Source organism: Paenibacillus ilasis (genome assembly GCF_043195395.1).
Taxonomy (GTDB): Bacteria; Bacillota; Bacilli; order Paenibacillales; family Paenibacillaceae; genus Paenibacillus_AQ; species Paenibacillus_AQ lautus.
Window position 1 is genome coordinate 491,574 of the sequence record NZ_JBHDJG010000001.1, and the last position, 21,782, is coordinate 513,355.

The window sequence follows — 21,782 nt, forward strand, 5'->3', positions numbered from 1 at the left end:
TCATGGAACACTTCGACGAAGAAAAGAGGTGCGAGGGACGTTGGCGTGTAAGTAGCTGCAGCTCCCTGGAAAAGCCGATGAACTCTGATCGTCGATTGTCCATGACTTTTCATACATTTTAGTCGATCGTGTTTGACAGATTGTCAAAACTGTGACATATTTGATTTCGGAAACGTTTCCTGTTTTGTTTTTATTTTTTCGAACCCATAAGGAGATGAAGACAATGCAAGCATTGCGCTGGCATGGAGTAAAGGATCTGCGTTTGGAGACGATTGCGGAGCCGCAAGCAACGAGTGGAAAAGTGAAAATCAAGGTTGAATGGTGCGGGATTTGTGGCAGTGATCTCCACGAATACGTGGCCGGACCTATATTTATACCTGAGAATACGCCTCACACCCTTACCGGAGAACAGGCTCCGGTGGTTATGGGCCATGAATTTTCCGGCCAGGTGGTAGAGGTTGGCGAAGGCGTTACGAAATTCAAGGCTGGTGACCGCGTGGTTGTTGAGCCTGTATTTGCGTGCGGAAAATGCGCGGCTTGCAGACAAGGTAAGTACAATCTGTGCGACGAAATGGGCTTTCTTGGCCTTGCCGGCGGTGGCGGCGGATTCTCCGAATATGTAGCTGCGGATGAGCATATGGTGCATAAAATTCCGGACAGCGTCTCGTATGAACAAGGGGCGCTGGTAGAGCCTTCGGCAGTCGCTTTGTATGCCGTACGCCAAAGCCAGCTGAAAGCAGGGGACCGGGCGGTCGTATTCGGTGCGGGGCCGATCGGTCTGCTCGTCATTGAAGCATTGAAGGCAGCAGGGGCGTCCGAGATTTACGCCGTGGAGCTGTCTGCCGAGCGTAAACAAAAGGCCGAGGAATTGGGGGCTATCGTCATTGATCCGAAGGCTTACGATGTGGTAGAGGAACTCCATCGCCGTACCGGCAGCGGGGTAGATGTCGCATTTGAAGTGACGGGTGTTCCGCCCGTACTGAATCAAGCGATCAACGCTACGAAGATTGGCGGACAGATTATGATTGTCAGCATTTTTGAAACCTCCGCTCCCATCGTACCCAATGACATCGTGATGAAGGAACGTAATATTACCGGTATCATCGGTTATCGCGATGTATTCCCGGCTGTCATCAGCCTGATGGAAAAAGGATTCTTCCCGGCGGATAAGCTGGTCACCCAGCGGATCAAACTGGATGAGGTTATTGACCGAGGCTTTGAGGCCTTGCTCAAAGAGAAGAACCAGGTGAAGATCCTGGTGAGCGCTCACTAATATCGCAGCTGCGCTTCGCAGTTGCATAACTTATGAAAGACCGCGGATGCGGTCTTTTTGTTTCGCGGAATAAAAAGGTTGCCTTCGAGCTGAACCAGAGCAGTGCATAGCACTCGCTCTTGTGCGCAATCAAGCTTTAGCCATGACACAAAAGAACGGCGATTTCCTCCTGCATGACCGGAGGCGATCGCCGTCTTTTTTTCTGAAAACCGTTCAACTTAATCTTTGATCAGCAAATATATAAAGTAGGGCGCTCCAAGACAGGAAACGACCAATCCAACCGGGATTTCGGAAGGGGCCATCAGGTTCTTGCCAATCATATCGGCCACAAGCAGCACCAGAGAGCCAAGAAGCGCAGAGACAGGCAGCATTCCCTGATGACGGGGGCCCACCAGCTTACGAGCCAGATGCGGAGCAACCAGCCCCAGGAACGCGATGCCGCCGCCAACGGCCACGCAGGCGCCAGCCAGGGCAACAGAGATGAACAGCAGCGTTCTACGCTCGCGCTCCACCGTAACCCCAAGCCCGGCAGCCGTGTGGTCCCCCAGGTTGAGCACATTCAAATGTTGCGATTTATATACCGCCCAGGGAATCAGCAGAAGGATCCACGGAAGGATCGCAGCGACATATTCCCAGCTTGCCCCCCAGATGCTTCCGGACAGCCAGATGGTGGCCTGCATGAAATTGTTGGGGTCCATCATCAGCTGGAACACGATAATCAGCGCCCCGAAGGCCGCGTTGATGCCAATCCCCACAAGCACCAGCCGGATCGGTGTTACGCCTTGCTTCCAGGCCAGCGAATAGATGAGAAAGGCGGCAAGAAATGCACCGACTAGGGCGGCAAAAGGCATGATATAGACGGACCATATGCCGGAGCTGAAGGAGCTGCCTTGGAAATAAAAGATATACAGCACGACGGCCAGTCCTGCTCCGGAATTAATGCCTAGGATGCCCGGGTCTGCCAGCGCGTTCCGCGAAACACTCTGCAGAATAGCGCCGGAGACGGCGATTCCCGCTCCGATCAGGATGGCAATGACCATGCGTGGTAAACGAAAGTGCATCAGTACGGTATAATTTTGCTCAGATCCTGTCCCGTTGAATGCTTTAATGACCTCAGCCAGCGGGATTTTCATCGTTCCCATATTCAGGCTGACCAGAAACACGGCGAATATGGCCAGCAGCAGGATCATCGACACGGACATGATTTTTCTCGTTGTATTCATCGTTACAGCCCCCTCCCTTCCCGACGTGCAAGATAGAGGAAGAAAGGAACGCCGATCATGGCCGTAATTGCGCCGACAGGCGTTTCGAACGGAGGGTTGATCATCCGCGCCCCCACATCGGCAAACACCAGCAGAAGTGCTCCCATGACAGCGGAGCAAGGGATGATCAGCCGATAGTCGGGACCTACGATGAAGCGAACGATATGCGGGATGACAAGCCCCACGAATCCGATCGTTCCGCCCACAGCTACCGCTGCACCGGTGAGGAGCAGCACAACGAGCGTGCCCAGGAACTTCACGGTTCCTGTTTTTTGGCCAAGCCCGGTAGCGACCTCTTCGCCCAGGCTCATGACGGTAATGGATCTGCTGAGCGCGAGTGCAATGAGCAGCCCAATGATGGCGACAGGGATCAGAAGCTGCACGTTCACCCACTGCACGCCCGACACGCCTCCGGCATACCAGAAGCTGATATCCTTGGCAACGTTAAAACGGATGGCAATGGCCGAGGAAATCGAGCTTAGGAGCGCGGTAACGGCTGATCCGGCCAGCGCCAGCTTGACAGGCGTCAGTCCCCGCTTGGATAACGAGCCGATGAGAAGCACGAGTCCCGCCCCAAGGCCCGCTCCGGCAAAAGATAGCAGCATGAGTACGGTGTTGGATGGCGACTCCATAAAGGCAAACCCAATCGACATCATGAAAGTGGCACCTGCGGTGACTCCCATAATGGAAGGGGAAGCAAGCGCGTTTCTTGTCATGCCCTGCATGATGGCTCCCGAAACCGCCAGGGAACCGCCGATCAGTGCAGCCGCCAAGGCCCTCGGCATGCGCAGTCTCTGGATAATCTGGTGCGAGGTGGAATGGGCATCGAAGCGGACAAACGCCTCCCATATGGTGGACAATTTAATGTTCGACGCGCCATAGATAATCGAGGATGCCATCGCAGCGGCCAGTAGACCAAGCCCCAGGAGAATGACGGCCGCCGCTGTTTTGGGGCGGTAAATGGATTTTGCGTTTGTTTTGTGATAGGGATGATTTGCCTGCATGTTCACCTAAACCTTTATGTTGATAAAAATATTAAAATAACGTATTGTAAATGAGAATGAATTTCATTATCATGATTAGTGTTATTATATCACTTCATGCGTAGAATGCTAGTGATTGCGCCAAAAAAATATACATAGGGGGAAACGAAAGATGAGTCTTTTCAAGAAAAAAATATGGATTATCGCAGGACTGCTGGCGGCTTTAACGCTGCTTGCAGCTTGCGGAAATAGCAAGGACGCAGCCGGTAACGAGCCGACGGGGACGCAAACGCCAAGCGAGCAGAGCGGCGGCACCGAAGCTAAACCGGAGGAAGGAAGCACGGAAGCGAAGACGGAACGAACGTTGACGGACGCCATGGGCCATGAAGTGAAAATTCCGGCAGAGCCGAAACGGGTGATCGCTTCTTACTTGGAGGATAACCTGGTGGCATTGGGCATTACCCCGATCGCGCAGTGGTCGGTCAAAGGCGGAAGCGTCCAGGATTATCTGCAGGATGCGTTAAAAGACGTGCCGACCATTGAGCACGATCTTCCCTTTGAAGCGGTAGCAAGCTTTCAGCCTGACCTGTTGATCATGGACTCCGCTTCCATGGTCGAAGGCAACAAGTACAGCCAATACGAGAAGATTGCTCCAACCTACGTCATCGGCAATGAGGTCAATAACGATTGGCGCGAAGAGCTGAAGAAAGTGGGGGAAATCTTTGGCATGGAGGAGGAAGCGCAAGCGGCGCTCGATCAATACGAGCAGAAGGCCAAAGATGCCAAGGAGCAAATCCAGCAATCGATCGGCGGTGAATCAGCTGCAGCGATTTGGCTTGTCGGCGGTAAATTGTTCGTCGTTAGCGAGACGTTGTCCAGCGGAGCCGTTATGTACGGTGACTTGGGTCTCACGGTTCCGAGTGTGGTGAAGGAAATTTCGGCATCGGCTACGGGCAACTGGTCCTCCATTTCCCTGGAAAAATTGGCGGAGCTCGACGCGGATCATCTGTTCTTTATTAACAGCGACGGCCAAGGGGCCGAAGTGCTCCAGGATCCGCTCTGGGCGAATATTCCGGCCGTTAAGAACGGCAACATCTATGAATATGGAAAAGATACGAGCTGGCTGTATACCGGTACGATTGCCAACAGCCAGATCATTGATGACGTGCTGGAGAGTTTGGTGAAATAAACGTTATGAGATTGAACGTGCAGCTGTCTTCCCAGTGTTGATCGGGGAGGCGGCTGTTTTGCTTTGGATACTTTAACCTGCGCTTTGCTGATTCTGGATATAACACATGGGATTTTGAGCAGGAAAACATCAGCACCCAGAGAACTAATTAGCGAGGTGGTTGACTGCTATGCCAGAATATACGCTGGATAGGGAGGAGGATGGAGAGATTGACCAAACCCCCATTGTATGGTGTGGGTATCTTTGTACCGGTGAGTGATTTGAAGCGTTCAACGGCATGGTATACCGAGATGCTGGGCCTCGAAATCATTCACAGGGATGAACCCGATGCTATTGTCATGAGAATGAACGATGAGAAAGTGAGCTTCTGTCTGGTGCGCTCCGATGAGGTGAAGCAGCCGGTTTTTCCTAACAACAACTATGGTGTAGGACAGTACTTCAATATCCACACCACGGATGTTGGCGGGATGCATCGGCTGTTGAAAGCCAAGGGAGCGGATGTGGGCGATATTGAGGATTTTGATGGATTCCAAGGCTTCTCGCTGATGGACCCGGACGGCAACCGGTACGGCGTGACGACATAGCAAAACCAAGGACAGCGGAACAGGAACGACAAGACATGGTGTCACTCTTAGTAAAAAGAGCAGGATATCGTAATAGCAAAAACACCCGTCGCTTAGCAAGGATGGGTGTTTTGCTGTTTGATTGTTTATGGAATGCGCATCGCCGATAATCCGCTATTCCTGATCCCGACAGTGCTCCTCGGCCGCTGAAGTAAACTCTTCCTCATTCTCGGAAGCAAGCTTGTCACCGTATTGGTCCAAACGTTCAGGGCTGCTGGAAGGACCGTCGTTCTTAGGTTTGCTGTTTCTGCCTGTCATGCTGTATTCCTCCTTATGTGGGGTTCTCATCGATTGCCAACGTACGAATGATCGTACTTTGCGAACGTTTATGTTGTTCCTGTTTTGGCGCGGGATTATGCACGTAAGCCTCTTCTTTCTGTTCATGAAGTAATGATGAACGCGCCCGAAACTGCTTGTTCGTATTAGCCGTGACATGATACCATAATAGAATTTAGAAGATTCATAGATTCAACACGCTAATACGAATACGATATGGATATCACGGAGGTTGCGTAAATGAAGTTAGTGTCATGGAACGTCAACGGATTGCGAGCCTGTGTAACGAAGGGCTTTATGGATTATTTTCAACAGGCGGATGCCGATATATTTTGCGTGCAGGAGACGAAGCTGCAAGCCGGGCAAATTGAGCTTGATTTGGGGCCGGAGTATCAACAATATTGGAATTATGCAGAGAAGAAGGGATATTCGGGAACGGCGATATTTACGAAAGTCGCACCACTGTCCGTACGCTATGGTCTGGAGGAGGACAGCGAGCCGGAGGGCAGAGTGATCACGCTGGAGTTTGAGGACTTCAATCTTGTGAACGTATATACGCCGAATGCGAAGCGTGACCTGAGCAGGCTGGATTATCGGCTGGAGTGGGAGGAACGGTTCCGTGCTTACTTGCTTCAGCTTGACGAACGCAAACCTGTGATCGCATGCGGCGATTTGAATGTGGCGCATCAGGAAATCGACCTGAAGAATGCCAAGTCCAATCATGGCAACTCCGGCTTCACGCTGGAAGAGCGGGGCAAAATGACCGACCTGCTGGCAGCCGGCTTTATCGATTCCTTCCGTTATTTCTACCCGGATCGCACGGACGTATACAGCTGGTGGTCATATATGGCCAAGGTAAGGGAGCGGAATATCGGCTGGCGCATCGATTATTTTCTGACGTCTGCCCGTTTAACCGAGAAACTGAAGGATGCCGAGATCGACTGCCATGTGATGGGAAGCGATCATTGCCCGGTGAGTTTGACGCTCAGCGAGACATTACGTTAAGACTGACTTTTTTAGAAAAAAGCCAACCGGAGAGCAGGGGACGTGATAACAGTCACACCTCTACTTGCCGGTTGGCTTTTATATTTGGGAGCAAAGGTGGCGTTTACCCAATCTGATGCTTCAGCTTGTCCAGAAAGATTGACGCCGGTTTCGACAGATGGTGCGCTCCGGGCTGTACCCACCCGAATGAGGAAGCAGCGTGGCCAGGGGGCATCTCCAGCTCCAGCGTTACGATGTTTCCCGAAGGTATGGGGGTGAAGCTGGAGAAGGACAAATCGACCCCCACCGTGACCGCTACATTCTCTTCGACGACCTTCTGTATGACCCTCGTCTGGTTGGTTGAGAAGAGCAGCTCCATTTTCCCGTACTGCTCTTCGAATTCATCCATCAGTTTGAACAGACTGTCATCCTTGTAGAGAACCAAGGGGTATTTACGCAGTTCTTCCGGCGTGATCGATTGCCGCATGGCGAGTGGAGATTGACGGCTGACTCCGACCACGAATTTGCTCTTCAGCAGCTTGCCGAAATGGAGGCCGCGGTGTTGATGAATGATGGAATCATCGACAAAAATCAAACCGATATCCGCATGATTTTGTTTGATATCCTCAATAATATCAAGCGTCGCTTTTTCCGTGATTTCGAGTTTGATTTGGGGAAAGTCTTTTTTGAATTGAATAATGGCATCGATGGACAGCGTTAAGGGTACCGGAACGGTAGCAATCCGCAAAGATCCGCTCAGCAGGTTGGAATATCCTTCGGCCTCTGATTTCAGCTCCTGAAATTGTTCCAAAATGGCATAGGCTTTCTGGAGGATTCGCTGGCCCTCGGCTGTGGGAACGGCACCAAGCCGCGATCGGGTGAACAAGGAGAAACCGAACTCGGCTTCCAGGCTGGACACCGCTTGGCTGACGGCGGAAAGGGTAACGTTGCAATTCTGGGCTGCTTTGGTTAACGATCCTGTTTTGGCAGTCTCCACGATATATTCCAGTTGTTCAAGATTCATATGACTCATCCTTAATCTATAGTTAAGTAATATTAATTAGGTTTAAATTTACTTAAATATAACGCAGCGTTACAATGAACACAAGGACATGGACACACAATGTTCAAATAATAACGCTATTTTACCCTAGGAGGTCATTGATAATGTCAGAACAACGTGTAGCGGTAATTACCGGCGGAGCGAGCGGAATCGGTCGTCAGGTCTCCCTTAAATTTGCAAGAAAAGGCGATCGTGTCGTCGTTGCCGATTATAATGAGGCTGCCGGTCAAGAGACGGTGGACATGATCAAAAAAGAAGGCGGCGAAGCCACTTTCGTTCAAGTCGATGTTTCCAAACAAGAAAGCGTCGAGGCGCTTGTGGATAAAGCGGTTGAGCTTTACGGCCGCATCGATGTCATGCACAACAATGCGGGTATTGGCGGGGCTGGACCGGTTCTCGAGCAAAATATGGATCTCTACCATCGCACCATTAACGTGAATCAGCACGGGGTTGCTTACGGTATTATTGCGGCAGGCAGAAAGATGAAAGAGCTTGGTATTAAAGGCGTTATCATCAATACAGCATCCGTATTCGGATTCCTGGCTTCACCTGGCACATTTGCTTACCACGCTACAAAAGGCGCCGTCATCATGATGAGCAAATCGGCTGCGCTTGAACTGGCGCCATATGGCATTCGTGTCGTTGCCGTTGCTCCCGGAGCAGTGGATACACCGATTATCCAGGGCTATAAGGATTCAGGAATGCTGGATTCCATGAAAGCCAAAGTCATGGGCGGAGAATTAACACAGCCTGAAGTTGTAGCGGATACCGTGTATCTCGTGTCTCTGGATGAAGCTGCTGCGATTACAGGCAGCGTGGTCATGGCTGACCAAGGCTATGCTTCATTCAAATAATCCGTTAGGCATTTAATGGCAACGTATATAGAGCATTAAACATACAGAACCTCTCTTTGGAAGGAATGCAGGCTTAAGCCTCCATATCTCCGAAGGGAGGTTTTCTTGGTTTTCCTGTCAAAAGATTTCCTCTCTCCACAAAAAACAGGTAAAATAGAAAGGAAATTTAAAAGACCATACATATGGTGTCAGACGACGAGTACTGGAAGAGAGGTATATAAATATGATCATTAAACCTAGAACACGCGGATTTATTTGCACAACGTCCCATCCTGTAGGCTGCGAAGCCCAGGTGCAGGAGCAGATCGATTATGTGTTAAAACAGCCTGGCATCGAGGGGCCGCGCAATGTGCTGGTCATCGGCGCTTCCACCGGGTACGGCTTGTCGGCCAGAATTGCTGCAGCCTTCGGCTCCCGGGCAAATACTGTAGGTGTGTATCGTCCCAGCCAGGCAACCGAGAAGCGGACCGCTTCGGCAGGCTGGTATAATTCGGTCGCTTTCGAGAAGGCAGCGGAGGCTGCAGGCTTAAAGTCGTTCAGCGTGACGGGAGATGCTTTCACGCAAGAGACCAAAGCCAAGACGGTGGAGCTTATCCGCAAAGAGCTGGGACAGGTTGATCTCGTGGTGTACAGTGTTGCCTCGGCGCGCCGTACGCTGCCTGACACGGGCGAGACGGTCAGCTCCGTATTGAAGCCGATCGGACCGGCCTATACCAACAAAACGGTAAATTTCCATACGGGTGAAGTGACAGAGGTAACGATTGAGCCGGCCACGGAAGAGGAAGTAAAGAACACCGTTGAGGTGATGGGCGGCGACGATTGGGAACTATGGATGAATGAGCTGGCGGAAGGCGGCGTATTGGCTCCTAATGTGACCACGATTGCGTTCTCCTATATCGGCTCCGAGATTACCAAAGCCATTTATCGGGATGGATCCATTGGACAAGCCAAGGATCACCTGGAGGCAACCGCGCTGAAATTGAACGAGAAGCTTGCTGCCGGAGGCGGACGCGCTTATGTGACGGTCAGCAAAGCGTTAGTGACCCAATCCAGCTCGGCGATCCCGGTCGTTCCGCTGTACGTATCGGCGCTGTACAAAGTCATGAAGGAGAAGGGGCTGCACGAGGGCTGCATCGAGCAGATCTATCGTTTATTCTCCGATCGTCTCTATAAAGGGCAAGAAACGCCGGTGGATGAGAAGGGGCGCATCCGTATCGACGATTGGGAACTTCGTGATGACGTGCAAGCTGAGGTGGCCGAATTGTGGAGCAAGGTTACGAGCGAAAATATTGAAGAACTGACGGACCTTGCCGGTTACCGCCGCGAGTTCTTCCAGCTGTTCGGCTTTGAAACCGACGGCGTGGATTACGATGCGGATGTTAATCCTGTGGTCGATAATCCGAAAGCCATTTAACGAGCAAAAGCGAGTCCCGGACATGACCGGGGCTCGCTTTTTTATATCACCAAGGAGTTAAGGTTGAATAAACGCATCCGTATTGGCAAGTCCCTGATTCATTCAAGATAAAGGGATGTAGATTTGGGCTTTAGCGGCATGTACCGAGGTTCTCAGTTCCAGGCTGTAGAGCGCCGGGTTTGGCGTAAGACCCCGTTGCTTCAACTGCTGGATAACATAGGCATGAGACTGGTCGGTATCCTCCCGATCGGAATGTCCTTCATGGGTGTACATGGCATATTCCTGTGTCGGCAAGGTTAAACCCACCATCCGCTCCGGCGTATCACCGATCGTCATCACCTCGATTCCGGCTACATAGTGGTAGATCTGCTGCCGGTTCAAAACAGCTGCAATATATAAGGGATTCGACGTTTTCTTGCGAATATAAGGAATTTCCTCCATGCGATCCTGGAGTTCCTGCCAGAGCTTTGGCTTGAGGGCTTGGGACATATAGTAGGCCGTAAAAGGAAGCTTCATCTCCAGGCCGACGATCAGGGTCTGCGGTTTGATGATCCGCTGAATGGATTCATTCGTCTGCGCGGACCGTTCTCTCTTTTGCCGCGATGTCAGAATGGAGTACCCGCCGTTTTTTCCCTCATTGGCATACAAAGGAACACCTAGACGAGACAGCTCATGAAGATAGCGGAGCATCGTACGGTACGAAACCGAGAATTCTTCGGCTAACTCGCCGACGGTGAAGTTTTGCCGTTCATACACCCGCTGCATGACCTTAAGGATCCGTTCGGTTTTGGGCATGATTTCGCTCCTATGATTTTTTTATACTGTGACAGTTTCTGGCATAGTTCAAGTATATAATGAAACCAAATATATGATAAAGGAGCATTTACTAATGACAACCGATCAACGAAACGAAGCAGCGGTTACGAGTAAGGAAGCTTTTCAGGCGATGGGATTGAAATGGGAAGGCACATTTGCCGAGGCGGGTGCAGGCGGGATACGTGCGGTGCATCGGACCCTGCAAGAGCGGCTGGCGGAGATACCCCATGCCTTACATACCGACACGTTGCTGGGGCTATCTTACCATGCTGTTCCCGGCGGTGACGGATTTATCCATTACGCGGTTGTGGAAGTGGAACGGATCGACGCAGTTCCGGACGGGATGGTTACGATATCCGTTCCTGCTCTAACCTATGCCGCTTGTACTCATCGGAAAGAGCAGAGCATCGATCAGTCCTATAACAATATCTATGCCTGGATTAAAGAACAAGGTTACTCGGAATATAACCCGGATCATTTAACGCATTTCGAAAAATATCCGATGAGTCAGGATCCTTATGCGGATGACCCCGAATTTATCATCATGATTCCCGTTCAGGTTTGAGAACATTTTGAAAGAAAATGGATAGGGGGTGCTCACCGCGCGGTGTCGATATGAAGCTCATGTTCATGGTCTTTGTAGCGGTGAGCGAAAAAAATCATCGTTTCAGCGGAAATGTACTATGCCTTTCTAATCACAGGAATCCACAATTCGTTCTTATACTCGTCCGGAGGAAGATAGCATTCGATGGCAGGAAGCGGCGCGAGATCATAAGCATGGGATGGTATCCACTCCGTATAAAGACGTTTCCACATCTCCGCAATGCCGCTCGGATCTCCTTCCAACTCGAAGACGGCCCATGTGGCGGCAGGGAAATGTCGCTGCACCATCGGTTCCTGAGGCTTATCCTTGGATACGACGGACATGATGTAGTCAAAATGCTCATTCTTCCCATAGTCACCGTCTGCACAAACACCCAGTATTCCCCGGATCGGATGGTCCTGTACACGATAGTTCCATAGCTTCTCGAAAATGCCCTTCTCCTGGGCCTCCTTCCAGAGGCGGGGAACGTCTTCATAGGCACACTGCGTGCTTACCTGCTCCTTGAAACCGATAACGGAGAACTCCTTCATTTCTTCGATTCTGTAATTCATTTCGACAGCTCCTCGCATTGAGAATTGAAAGGAGATGCGGGGATAGGCTTTCAGTTTGGTACCCGCCTGGCGTGCGGCCGTCGGCGTGGTGCCATGCATGTTCTGGAATGCACGCGCGAACGCCTCCGGGGAATCATAACCATATTTAAGCGCAAGGTCGATTACTTTGATTTCGCTGTTTTGCAGCTCGTAGGCGGCCAGTGTCAGCCGGCGTCTTCGTATGTATTCGGACAGCGAAACATCCGTAATGAACGGAAACATGCGCTGAAAATGATAGACGGAGCAGCAAGCGATCTGAGCAGCTTCAGCGTAATCGATCTCCTCGGTTATGTGCGCTTCTATATAGCCAATGGCCTCATTCATCCGCTTTACCCAATCCATCCGGTCATCATCCTTTCTAAGTTCAATATATAAGAAGCTGAGCCGGTAAGGCCTAGCCGTTGCTGCACGGATATCGCTAGCCCGGTTATTCTTAGCCAGACCATCATTCCAATTAGGCAAAAGTACAGGTTAGCGGTTTGGTGTATACGGATATGCATGTCCATACTTTACGAGCACATGCCACAGCTGTTTGAGATGCTGGAAGGTTTCATCCAATGCTCCCCAGTCGCTCCACTCGCTCGGATCATGGTGCAGTTGAGCAGCCGCTTTACCGATAATGGCTGCATCCAGTTTGCCCAGTGAGCCTCCAAACCGTTGATCGATCCGCTTGGCGAGCGGCGGCATGGCAGGTCCCCGAAAATCATCCGGAACATCCTGTACGGCAAGGCAGAAGCCTGGATGCCAGGACAAGGTGAGGTTATACCGTTCACATAACGCATGGAGCAAATGCCCGATCGGGGTGTCCCTATAGGACGGATCGGCCACCAGGGCCTCCACATCGCTGGACAAGTCGATGACACCATGGATCTGCGCTTCAATATAATCATCCAAGGAACGACCGAGAGGCCCGGAGAAACCGGTATGCGAAAAAGGCAGATGAAGAATGCGTTCCAGCATGGATGGAATGTCCACATTAGGGAAGCCCAGGGCCGCGCCAGTGGACTCGACTTGATGCAAGAGTGCAGCGAGAATCGAATTCCATTGACGGATGGTGCCCACAAATTCAGGACCTGCATGACTGTCTCCGAATGTAAAGGTGCAGCGGTTCAATATATTAGGGGAAAGCACCAAAAAACAGGAACCGAAGCGGGGCGACGCACCATCGGCATAATGCATGAGATTGAGTGCCCCGTATTTGGGCCGCTCGTCATTATGTACGCCGGGCTGCTGGTAGGCACCTCCAAACAGGAGCCGTTCCCATTGGTCGCGGTCGCCGCCCGGGTAGGCGGTTTTGCTTCCATTCGTCACGCTCGTGATGAACTGGTTATGATATATGCCTTCTGCCAAGAGGGATTCGATGACAGCGTGCCCGGTGGGCCGTATCCGATCCGGATGGAAATTCAACGTGACGCGGGCAGACTTTCCGATACTGGTTAACAGCGAGCCGACCGCCACGGAATCTTTTCCATGTTTCCGCAAGATTTGCTCCGTCATGTCCAAGGCAGCCATTCGTTGGCACGCCGCTGTGGATTCGACATGAAGAATCGCTTGTTGCTGCGCTTTAGATAACCGTTCGTTCATCATTGGATTTCCTCCATACTCTCCATACTAGACAACAATCGCTATAATCCTCATCATTTCTAGCCCACGAGTAGAAATTCCTCTATGGCTGCCGCAAATTAACGTACTTTAGGCCTTATTTGGATGGATTTATTGGGAGGGAAGAACTCGCAATGATTGCCGCTGACCAGCCATCATGCTTTAATGAAACTAACATAAACGTATATGAGGGATGGAGGTATTATATATGCAGCCTAATTTCAGCATTCAGGATAAAATCGCAATCGTGACAGGGGCCAGCAAAGGCATCGGTTATGGACTAGCCCAAGCGCTGGCAGCGGCAGGGGCCAAGGTTGCCGTCATGGCACGAAGCAAAGACTTGCTGGGTCCATTGGTTGAGAAAATCTCACAGGCAGGAGGTCAGGCCAAGGCCTATGAGCTGGACGTCCGGAATGTGGAGCAGATCCGAACCGTGTTCGGTCAGGTAGCCGAGGATTTCGGCCGGCTCGATATCGTGGTCAATAACGCGGGTCTGGGAGAGGGAATGCTCGCGGAAGACATCACGGAGGATTACTGGGATGAGATGATGGACGTGAATTTGAAGGGCGTATTTTTCTGCTGTCAGGCCGCCGGCCGCATCATGCTGGAACAGGGGGGCGGAAAAATCGTTAACGTCAGCTCCCAGGTGAGTGTCGTTGGGATTACGGAAGGGGCTGCCTATTGTGCCTCCAAAGGCGGCGTGAATCAGCTGACGAAGGTGCTGGCGCTGGAGTGGTCCAGTCGTGGCGTGAACATCAATGCCGTCGGTCCTACGTTCATCCATACGCCGGGAACAGCCGAGCGATTGGACTCCCCCGATTTCCGCGACGGCGTACTGGCACGGATCCCGGCAGGGCGGATCGGCACCATTGGCGATGTGGCTGGAGCCGTTATTTATCTCGCCTCCCCGGCATCCGATCTCGTGACAGGCACTTTGCTGCTTGTGGATGGCGGTTGGACGGCACAATAAGGCTGTGTTCGTAGAGATACAATCCGCCGATCGAGGCCAAGACGATGCAAACCCGTCAGCGGCGAATCGATAAAACAATCACGATGCTGAACGAGGGACGCTCACAGTAGAGATGGTCTGGATAATGGAAAAAAGAGCAGGGTAACACGGGGCGCTTAAAAAGCGGCCTCTTTTTTTATGTAAAGGATCAATTAGCTGACAAAAAAGAACCCGGTCATGCTATAGGCAAGTTACCGGGTTCTTTGACGATGGTATGGGCTGGGTTATTTTAACGGAACTTGCTTGGACAATGCTTCGAATTGCTGCAGATGTGGAGCAACCTTGGCTTGAATGTTCTTGAAATATCGGAGCGCGGCGTCGTTTTGACGCTGTTCAGCCGCCGAATTGGCCGGGAAGATCGAATAATTATGGTTGACGGAACCGTTCTTGTATTGAGCGCTGAACATTGTTCCGTTGGCCCAGTTTTTTTTCATGTTTTGATTGGTGCCCATAACCACGAGCAGTTCCTTGCCTTTCTTGTAGGTAAAGCTGTAGTCGGGATCCGCGACGGCATGAATGACATCGTATCCGCTGTGGAAGACGCCTGCCTGGAATGTCCCTTTCTGGATCTGATTCCATCGGACGGACCCGTCGGGCAATGTTACCTTATGCGTCAGGGTGCCTTCGCCATCCATTTTGTCGTTGTTCCAGCGGCCGGTGTATACCACCTTATGTGCTTCGCCGTCTACTTGGTATTCGTTAATGTATTTACCGTTTCCGGTGCGCTTCCCGTTAATGAAATCGCCGGAATATTGCTTGCCATTTCCCCACTTGATCGTGCCGCGTCCATTGGGCTGGCCGTTAGCCGTTTCACCGTAATAGGACGTCCGCTCGGAGATCTGTATCCATTCCTTGGCGGAGGCCGCATCGACGGAAACCGGCAGCGAGGCAAAAGAAGAGGCCATAAGCGAAGCTGAAAGTGTTAAGGTTACTGATAATGCCGTTATTTTTTTCATGAACATGTAGGCTCCTTTGTTGATATGGTTCTATTATACACTTCGCGGGTTACTTCAACATTCCTCTCTATGTCCTATATAATGAAGCGGAAGAGAATGGTGATTTGGGCACGGCCTACACGGATACGGTTTTATTTTTGAATGCAAATGATAACGGAGGGAACAGGATATGACACATGAAGAAAACGCCACAGGCTGGGACGCGATTGACGAGCAGCTGCTGAAGCTGTACGGGGAGCAGGAGCCGAAACATTACGGGGCTCTAATTCCCTATGCTCTGGGAGGACCCGATCCGCTGAATGGAATCAGCGCTTATACGTCGAATGCCCCGAGTCCGCATTGGCATATGGTCACTTATGGTTTTAGCGAGCTGTATGACAAGGAATCGGACAATCTGGAGGAGAGCGGTTACGGATTCGAATTGACGTTCAGGCTGGCTAAGCAGAAGGATGAGGAAGATCCGCCGGCGTGGGCGCTAAATCTGCTTCAGAACATGGGGAGATACGTGTTTAACAGCGGGAATGTTTTTCGCTCGGGGGATTATTTGGATGCCAATGGGCCGATCTGCCTGGGTGCCGATACGCAATTGACCGCACTCTCCTTTACCCTGGATCCCGAGCTGCCGGAGATGGATACACCGAATGGTCGGGTCGAATTCCTGCAGATGGTTGGCATCACACGTGAAGAACTCGAGGCGATGCAGACATGGAATACGCTGGGCGTATTACAAGCTTGTGCGGAGTATATGCCGCAATACATAACGGATCTGGATCGGGAATCGCTGCTGAAGGTACCTTCGATTTCGGAAGCCGTTGACCGAGGGACAAAACAAGAGGGCTCGAACACCGGATTTCTCTACGTGAGCCAGCTGGCTTTTGAACCGGGGAAGAAGGGGTGGTTAAGTAAAACCCCGGCTACATTACAAATAGGCGCCAAGCAGGCCGAAATTATCGGGAAGCTGCTGCAGGGCCGAATTCTGAAGGATAAGAAACTGAGCCTTGTCGGTTCGGACGTTCGGGTCGTATTTGAGCCGGGGGAGGAGAGTCGCTGGACTGCGGAGGATGGAGATGTTACCCTGGTTTTGGACGATCGGACCGCGGGTGAATTTTCAAGTCGATTGCTGCCAAAGGTCAGCACCTTCGAGCTTTCGGGCCTGCAAGGAATCCGGATTGAAGTTCTGAAGACGGAAATCAAGGATCAAGAAGGAAATGTTGTTCAAGTTATCGGATAGACAGGTATAAAAATGGAACAAAAACAAATAGAAAGAATTTCCTGTCCATATAAAATAGTTTACAATTTGAGTGATGTCTATATACTTATACTTTAAAGCGGTACATAAACATCATGCCACAGGAAATGGTTCTGACAAAGGGAGGATTACATTGAAAGCATCTATTAAAGTAGGGATCGTAGGTTATGGAAATTTGGGCAAAGGCGTACAGAAAGCAATCGGGCAAAATCCGGATCTGGAGCTGGTAGCCATCTTCACGCGCAGAGACCCGCAGCAAATGCCAGCCAATTCCGGTGCTCGCTTCGAGCATATATCAGCAGCAGAGCAATATATCGGTAAGATTGACGTTATGATTCTGTGCGGCGGTTCGGCTACGGATTTGCCTGAGCAAACGCCACAGCTTGCCAGCATGTTCAATACAGTAGACAGCTTTGACACACACGCGAAAATCCCTGAGTTTTTCGAGGAAGTCAACAAAGCGGCGTTGGGCGGAGGCCATGTCAGTGTCATTTCGACAGGTTGGGATCCGGGCTTGTTCTCCATGAACCGTCTGCTTGCCGAAGCGATTTTGCCGGAAGGAAAAGATTATACCTTCTGGGGCAAAGGCGTGAGCCAGGGCCACTCGGATGCCATCCGTCGTGTTCCCGGGGTGAAGGCAGGCGTTCAATATACGGTTCCAGTAGAAGAGGTTATCAACCAAATCCGTGCTGGTGAAACACCGGAGCTTGCCACACGCGAGAAGCACCGGAGAGATTGCTTCGTTGTAGTGGAAGAAGGCGCGGACCAAGAGCAAATCCGTCAAACGATTGTGTCGATGCCTAACTATTTTTCCGATTACGATACAACCGTAACGTTCATTACGCAAGAAGAGCTTGAGGCTGACCATGCAGGTATGCCTCATGGCGGATTTGTTATTCGCAGCGGCGTTACCGGAAGCGGAAATAAACAAATTGTTGAATTTGGCCTGAAGCTCGACAGCAACCCGGAATTTACGGCCAGTGTGCTGGTATCATATGCAAGAGCTGCCCAGCGTTTGAGCAGAGAGGGACAGCAAGGCGCCAAGACGGTGTTTGATATCCCGCTGGGATACTTATCGCCAAAATCGGCTGAAGAGCTCCGCAGCGAGCTTCTATAAGCTGCAAGAAGCCCTGCCGCATATGCGGCAGGGCTTCTTTTTTTTCTTATTTATACGATACCTTGTGCGATCATGGCATCGGCCACTTTGATAAAACCTGCGATATTGGCACCAGCCACAAGATTGCCGGCTACGCCATACTCCTCTGCAGCATCTACGGCACTGCTGTAGATGTTTTTCATGATCTGATGCAGCTTCGCATCCACCTCTTCAAAGGTCCATGACATTCTCATGCTGTTCTGGCTCATCTCCAGCGCGGATACGGCAACCCCGCCCGCATTGGCAGCTTTAGCCGGTCCGAACAGCACGCCGCTGCTGATGAACTGCTCAATCGCTTCCAGCGTGGAAGGCATATTGGCTCCCTCACCGATGGCTTTTACACCATTCAAGATGAGTGTTTTCGCTGCTTCTTCATCCAGCTCATTCTGCGTGGCGCAAGGCAGTGCGATATCGCATGGAATATTCCAGATGCCCGTGCAGCCTTCGGTATATTCGGCATGCGGGTGAATCTTAACGTATTCGCTGATCCGCAGGCGATCCCGTTCCTTCAGCAGCTTGACGGTTTCGAGGTTAATTCCGTCCGGATCATACAGATATCCGTTGGAATCACTGCAGGCGATGACGTGTGCACCGAGCTGCTGTGCTTTTTCAATCGCGTAGATGGAGACGTTGCCCGAGCCGGACACAACCACGCGGCTGTCTTTGAAGCTAAGGCCTTGCGAAGCCAGCATCTCCTGTACGAAGTAAACGCAGCCGTAGCCGGTTGCTTCCGTACGTGCCAAGCTTCCGCCATAGATGACGCCTTTGCCTGTCAGCACGCCAGCCTCATGCCCTCCGCGGATCCGCTTGTATTGGCCGAACATATAACCGATCTCGCGAGCGCCAACGCCGATATCGCCGGCAGGCACATCGGAATCAGGTCCGATATGGCGGTACAGCTCGGTCATAAAGCTCTGGGTAAAACGCATGACTTCCTGATCGGATTTGCCTTTCGGATCGAAATCCGAACCGCCCTTGCCGCCGCCGATGGGCTGGCCCGTGAGCGCATTTTTGAAGATTTGTTCAAAGCCGAGGAATTTGACGATGCCGGCATAAACCGAAGGATGGAACCGGATCCCGCCTTTGTACGGACCCAGTGCGCTGTTAAACTGGACGCGGAACCCGCGGTTTACTTGGGTTTTGCCTTGATCATCCACCCATGGTATACGGAAGGTGATCATTCGTTCAGGCTCGACAAGGCGCTCCAGAATACCATGTTCCCGATATTTCGGATGCTGGGCTAAAACAGGGACGAGGGAATCTACAAATTCCCGGACGGCTTGATGAAATTCTTGCTCGTGCGGATCTCGGGCCACCACTTGGTTATAGATGGATTCCACATAGTCTTTCGCGGCAGTAAGGGGTGAAGAAACAGAAATATTCGTAGTCACTTTTGCGATGCACTCCTTCAAATCGTTAAAGTAGAATTGCGTGATAAATCGTCGGTTTTGCTGAAAAGAAAGCCTGTCTCGGACAATTTGTACTAAAACATTAAAAGTTTGCACTCAGCATTTTTAAGTTAAAAAGAATTGTATAGAATCTTGCCTCGTATTACCAATAAAATGTTTTTTGCGAACTCATTAAATATTTCTATAAAGTTGTCATTTGGTGTAAGTTAATAAGCTATAACCCTGTGTTTCGTGTAGCGAAAATGCAAAAAATAATCCGAATTTGTCATGGAAAAATACAAATAAAAGGAACTTTGGCTTCAACCTTTTCGGCCTATTTAGCATCTGAGGTCATGGAAAAATTGGGATATTATTACATATTCTTAAGGCGTGAAAAAGTTATCGGCAGCGATGCTGAAAAAAAGATCGAAACCTGCCCGAAGGCTGTTTCGATCTTATTTTCATACTAAGGATAAGTCCGGTCTTATTTCGAAATATCAATAAATCCTTCGCCAAACACGTCGCGTACGTCATGGATCGTGACAAACGCATTTTTGTCCTCGGCCCGGACGATTTTCTTGAGCATGGAGACTTCCTGTTTACTGATGACGATGTAAAGAACATCTTTGGTCTGGCCGGTGTAGTATCCATAACCCCGGAGCACGGTCACCCCGCGGTCCATAATCTCCGTAACCCGAATTGCAATGCGGTCATGATGAGTCGAGATGATGGTAACGGCCTTTTTCGGATTCAAGCCTTCAATAATGAACTCCATCGCCTTGGTACCGATATAGAGGATGACCACGGTGAACATCACCTTCTCGATCCCAATCACAAAAACGGACAGTCCCGCCACGATCAGGTCAAAGAACAGCAGGGCATAACTGATATTCCAATCCCAATATTTATTCGCCAGGCGGGCCAATATCACCGTACCTGCCGTTGTCCCGCCGACCCGGACGATGAGTCCAATCCCGACGCCGGCAAACAGTCCGGCAAATATGGCATTGATCACCGGCTCATCCGAAGCGATGCGCCAGTTCTCCGTCAAATGAAGGAACAGAGAGTGAAAGGCAACAACGATAATGGTATAGACCGTCGTTTTTTTATCGAGAAGCTTGTAGCCGACAATTAGCAAAATCCCGTTAATCACGATGCCGACCAACGCCGGGGACCATTTCAGCACATAATACAGAATGATGGATATCCCGGTAACGCCGCCTTCGCCAAAATCGTTGGGAATGACGAATAAATTGACGGCCAGCGCAAAAATAAATGCCCCGATGAGCAGCATGATCATATCAAACGCTCTTTTTTTCATACGATATACCTCCATGACTTTCAACAAGCTCACAAAAAAAGCGACTAAAGGAAAAAATCATCCTTTAATCGCTTTATGCAAACACAGGTTGCGCAGCTCTTTTGATATTCTCATTATAATAATCATTACATGGAATGTAAATGATTTTTAATTCACTGTGAGTAGTCGAATAGGAGCGCAATATTTCGAAATGGGGCCTGTGATAAAACTAAAAGTGAAAGAAGAAGAGGAGGAGATGATGAGACCATGAATACATTGAATGGGAAGGTTGCCTTGGTTACGGGCTCCAGCCGAGGCATTGGACGTGCCATCGCGATACGATTGGCGAAGGAAGGAGCGTTGGTAGCCGTTCACTATGGCAAGAACCATGAGGCCGCGGAAGAGGTCGTCAGCGAGATAACACAGGCCGGAGGAGCAGCTTTCTTGGTAGGGGCGGATCTTGCCTCCTCGGATGGAATAAGTGCCCTGTACGGGTCGCTGGATGAGATGTTGAGAGCACGAACCGGTGACACATATTTGGATATACTGGTCAACAACGCAGGGATCGGCTTAGTGGAAACCATCGAGGAGACCACGGAGGGAAGCTTTGATGAAGTGATGCGAATGAACGTGAAGTCGCCATTCTTCATGATTCAGCAGGCTCTCCCGCGCCTTCGAGACGATGGGCGCATTATCAATCTATCTTCTGCGGTAACCCGAATCTCTTTGCCCAATATTCCAGCGTATACAATGACGAAGGGGGCCATCAATTCGCTGACCCTCTCCCTGTCGAGCCAACTGGGTTCACGTGGGATCACGATCAATGCGATACAGCCCGGCTTCGTTGCTACCGACATGAATGCCGCCATGCTTCAGGACCCAGCCTCTTTCCAGTTCGGAGCCGGCTATTCGATCTTCGGCAGATGGGGTGAGCCTGGGGATATCGCTGATATTGCAGCATTTCTGGCTTCTCCGGACAGCCGCTGGATCACCGGTCAATGCATCGATGCCAGTGGAGGATCCCATCTGTAATGACTACTTTTTCGAGGCGGTCCGGTTCACGCATGGCTGCTTCGATATCTTCAAAGACCGTGTGCTTGTGCACGGTCTTTGTTGTTTAGTACAAGTCATAGATCGAAGGACCTAAGGAATTCCTTACATCGATGGTACGATCCCTTTTTTCCAATTTTT

General features: G+C 50.8%; 21 protein-coding genes. 11 read left to right on the plus strand and 10 right to left on the minus strand.

Annotated features, from left to right (window positions below; all coding sequences use genetic code 11):
* The first annotated feature begins 223 nt into the window (after positions 1-223).
* Complete coding sequence (locus tag ACETK5_RS02515; RefSeq protein ID WP_326119350.1) at positions 224-1,273, plus strand: 2,3-butanediol dehydrogenase; 1,050 nt, start codon at positions 224-226, stop codon at positions 1,271-1,273.
* Positions 1,274-1,491: 218 nt separating this feature from the next.
* On the opposite strand, the gene ACETK5_RS02520 is transcribed toward ACETK5_RS02515, so the two are convergent.
* Positions 1,492-2,496, minus strand: coding sequence for a FecCD family ABC transporter permease (locus tag ACETK5_RS02520; protein ID WP_326119349.1), 1,005 nt, complete (start codon positions 2,494-2,496; stop codon positions 1,492-1,494).
* Positions 2,497-2,498: 2 nt separating this feature from the next.
* On the minus strand, positions 2,499-3,539 hold the full coding sequence (locus ACETK5_RS02525) for a FecCD family ABC transporter permease (RefSeq protein WP_394054239.1): 1,041 nt from the start codon (positions 3,537-3,539) through the stop codon (positions 2,499-2,501).
* Positions 3,540-3,690: 151 nt separating this feature from the next.
* Between ACETK5_RS02525 and ACETK5_RS02530 the strand changes: the two genes are divergently transcribed.
* A complete protein-coding gene (locus ACETK5_RS02530; protein ID WP_394054240.1) occupies positions 3,691-4,707 on the plus strand; it encodes an iron-hydroxamate ABC transporter substrate-binding protein in 1,017 nt (338 codons plus the stop codon).
* A 209-nt stretch (positions 4,708-4,916) separates the two neighbouring features.
* Positions 4,917-5,291 (plus strand): VOC family protein, encoded by a 375-nt coding sequence (locus ACETK5_RS02535; protein ID WP_394054241.1) that lies wholly within the window; start codon positions 4,917-4,919, stop codon positions 5,289-5,291.
* A 153-nt stretch (positions 5,292-5,444) separates the two neighbouring features.
* Here ACETK5_RS02535 and ACETK5_RS02540 read toward each other — a convergent pair whose 3' ends face one another.
* A complete protein-coding gene (locus tag ACETK5_RS02540) occupies positions 5,445-5,588 on the minus strand; it encodes a hypothetical protein (RefSeq protein ID WP_009595787.1) in 144 nt (47 codons plus the stop codon).
* Between the two features lie 258 nt (positions 5,589-5,846).
* Here ACETK5_RS02540 and ACETK5_RS02545 point away from each other — a divergent pair, with 258 nt between their 5' ends.
* Positions 5,847-6,611: an exodeoxyribonuclease III gene (locus tag ACETK5_RS02545; protein ID WP_394054242.1), complete on the plus strand. Its 765-nt coding sequence runs from the start codon at positions 5,847-5,849 to the stop codon at positions 6,609-6,611.
* A 103-nt stretch (positions 6,612-6,714) separates the two neighbouring features.
* Here ACETK5_RS02545 and ACETK5_RS02550 read toward each other — a convergent pair whose 3' ends face one another.
* The gene (locus ACETK5_RS02550) at positions 6,715-7,614 is read right to left on the minus strand and encodes a LysR family transcriptional regulator (protein ID WP_394054243.1); all 900 of its coding nucleotides are present in this window, start codon (positions 7,612-7,614) and stop codon (positions 6,715-6,717) included.
* Positions 7,615-7,757: 143 nt separating this feature from the next.
* Between ACETK5_RS02550 and ACETK5_RS02555 the strand changes: the two genes are divergently transcribed.
* Both ACETK5_RS02555 and fabV read left to right on the plus strand, forming a co-directional pair.
* The gene (locus ACETK5_RS02555; RefSeq protein ID WP_100538867.1) at positions 7,758-8,507 is read left to right on the plus strand and encodes an SDR family NAD(P)-dependent oxidoreductase; all 750 of its coding nucleotides are present in this window, start codon (positions 7,758-7,760) and stop codon (positions 8,505-8,507) included.
* A gap of 223 nt (positions 8,508-8,730) precedes the next feature.
* Entirely contained in the window at positions 8,731-9,921 is a 1,191-nt protein-coding gene (gene fabV, locus ACETK5_RS02560) for an enoyl-ACP reductase FabV (RefSeq protein ID WP_100538866.1), read from the plus strand.
* Between the two features lie 102 nt (positions 9,922-10,023).
* On the opposite strand, the gene ACETK5_RS02565 is transcribed toward fabV, so the two are convergent.
* Entirely contained in the window at positions 10,024-10,716 is a 693-nt protein-coding gene (locus ACETK5_RS02565; protein WP_394054244.1) for an HTH domain-containing protein, read from the minus strand.
* A 94-nt stretch (positions 10,717-10,810) separates the two neighbouring features.
* On the opposite strand from ACETK5_RS02565, the gene ACETK5_RS02570 reads away from it, so the two are divergent.
* Positions 10,811-11,302 carry a GyrI-like domain-containing protein gene (locus tag ACETK5_RS02570; RefSeq protein ID WP_394054245.1) on the plus strand — a complete coding sequence of 164 codons (492 nt, stop codon included), beginning with the start codon at positions 10,811-10,813 and terminating at the stop codon, positions 11,300-11,302.
* Positions 11,303-11,418: 116 nt separating this feature from the next.
* Here ACETK5_RS02570 and ACETK5_RS02575 read toward each other — a convergent pair whose 3' ends face one another.
* A complete protein-coding gene (locus tag ACETK5_RS02575) occupies positions 11,419-12,273 on the minus strand; it encodes an AraC family transcriptional regulator (protein ID WP_394057313.1) in 855 nt (284 codons plus the stop codon).
* Between the two features lie 129 nt (positions 12,274-12,402).
* Positions 12,403-13,515 (minus strand): DUF3626 domain-containing protein, encoded by a 1,113-nt coding sequence (locus tag ACETK5_RS02580; protein WP_394054246.1) that lies wholly within the window; start codon positions 13,513-13,515, stop codon positions 12,403-12,405.
* Between the two features lie 226 nt (positions 13,516-13,741).
* Between ACETK5_RS02580 and ACETK5_RS02585 the strand changes: the two genes are divergently transcribed.
* Positions 13,742-14,503, plus strand: a complete 762-nt coding sequence (locus ACETK5_RS02585) for an SDR family NAD(P)-dependent oxidoreductase (RefSeq protein WP_394054247.1) — start codon at positions 13,742-13,744, stop codon at positions 14,501-14,503.
* 263 nt (positions 14,504-14,766) lie between these two features.
* Here the strand turns inward: ACETK5_RS02585 and ACETK5_RS02590 are convergent, their stop codons facing one another.
* A complete protein-coding gene (locus ACETK5_RS02590) occupies positions 14,767-15,498 on the minus strand; it encodes an MORN repeat-containing protein (protein ID WP_394054248.1) in 732 nt (243 codons plus the stop codon).
* A gap of 169 nt (positions 15,499-15,667) precedes the next feature.
* Between ACETK5_RS02590 and ACETK5_RS02595 the strand changes: the two genes are divergently transcribed.
* Positions 15,668-16,729 (plus strand): suppressor of fused domain protein, encoded by a 1,062-nt coding sequence (locus ACETK5_RS02595; protein WP_394054249.1) that lies wholly within the window; start codon positions 15,668-15,670, stop codon positions 16,727-16,729.
* A gap of 151 nt (positions 16,730-16,880) precedes the next feature.
* Entirely contained in the window at positions 16,881-17,864 is a 984-nt protein-coding gene (locus tag ACETK5_RS02600) for a diaminopimelate dehydrogenase (protein WP_394054250.1), read from the plus strand.
* 50 nt (positions 17,865-17,914) lie between these two features.
* Here the strand turns inward: ACETK5_RS02600 and gdhA are convergent, their stop codons facing one another.
* Positions 17,915-19,294 carry an NADP-specific glutamate dehydrogenase gene (gene gdhA, locus ACETK5_RS02605; RefSeq protein WP_100538858.1) on the minus strand — a complete coding sequence of 460 codons (1,380 nt, stop codon included), beginning with the start codon at positions 19,292-19,294 and terminating at the stop codon, positions 17,915-17,917.
* Positions 19,295-19,775: 481 nt separating this feature from the next.
* Positions 19,776-20,612, minus strand: a complete 837-nt coding sequence (locus ACETK5_RS02610; protein WP_100538857.1) for a YitT family protein — start codon at positions 20,610-20,612, stop codon at positions 19,776-19,778.
* 246 nt (positions 20,613-20,858) lie between these two features.
* Between ACETK5_RS02610 and ACETK5_RS02615 the strand changes: the two genes are divergently transcribed.
* Positions 20,859-21,623 (plus strand): SDR family oxidoreductase, encoded by a 765-nt coding sequence (locus ACETK5_RS02615; RefSeq protein ID WP_100538856.1) that lies wholly within the window; start codon positions 20,859-20,861, stop codon positions 21,621-21,623.
* Positions 21,624-21,782: the final 159 nt, after the last annotated feature.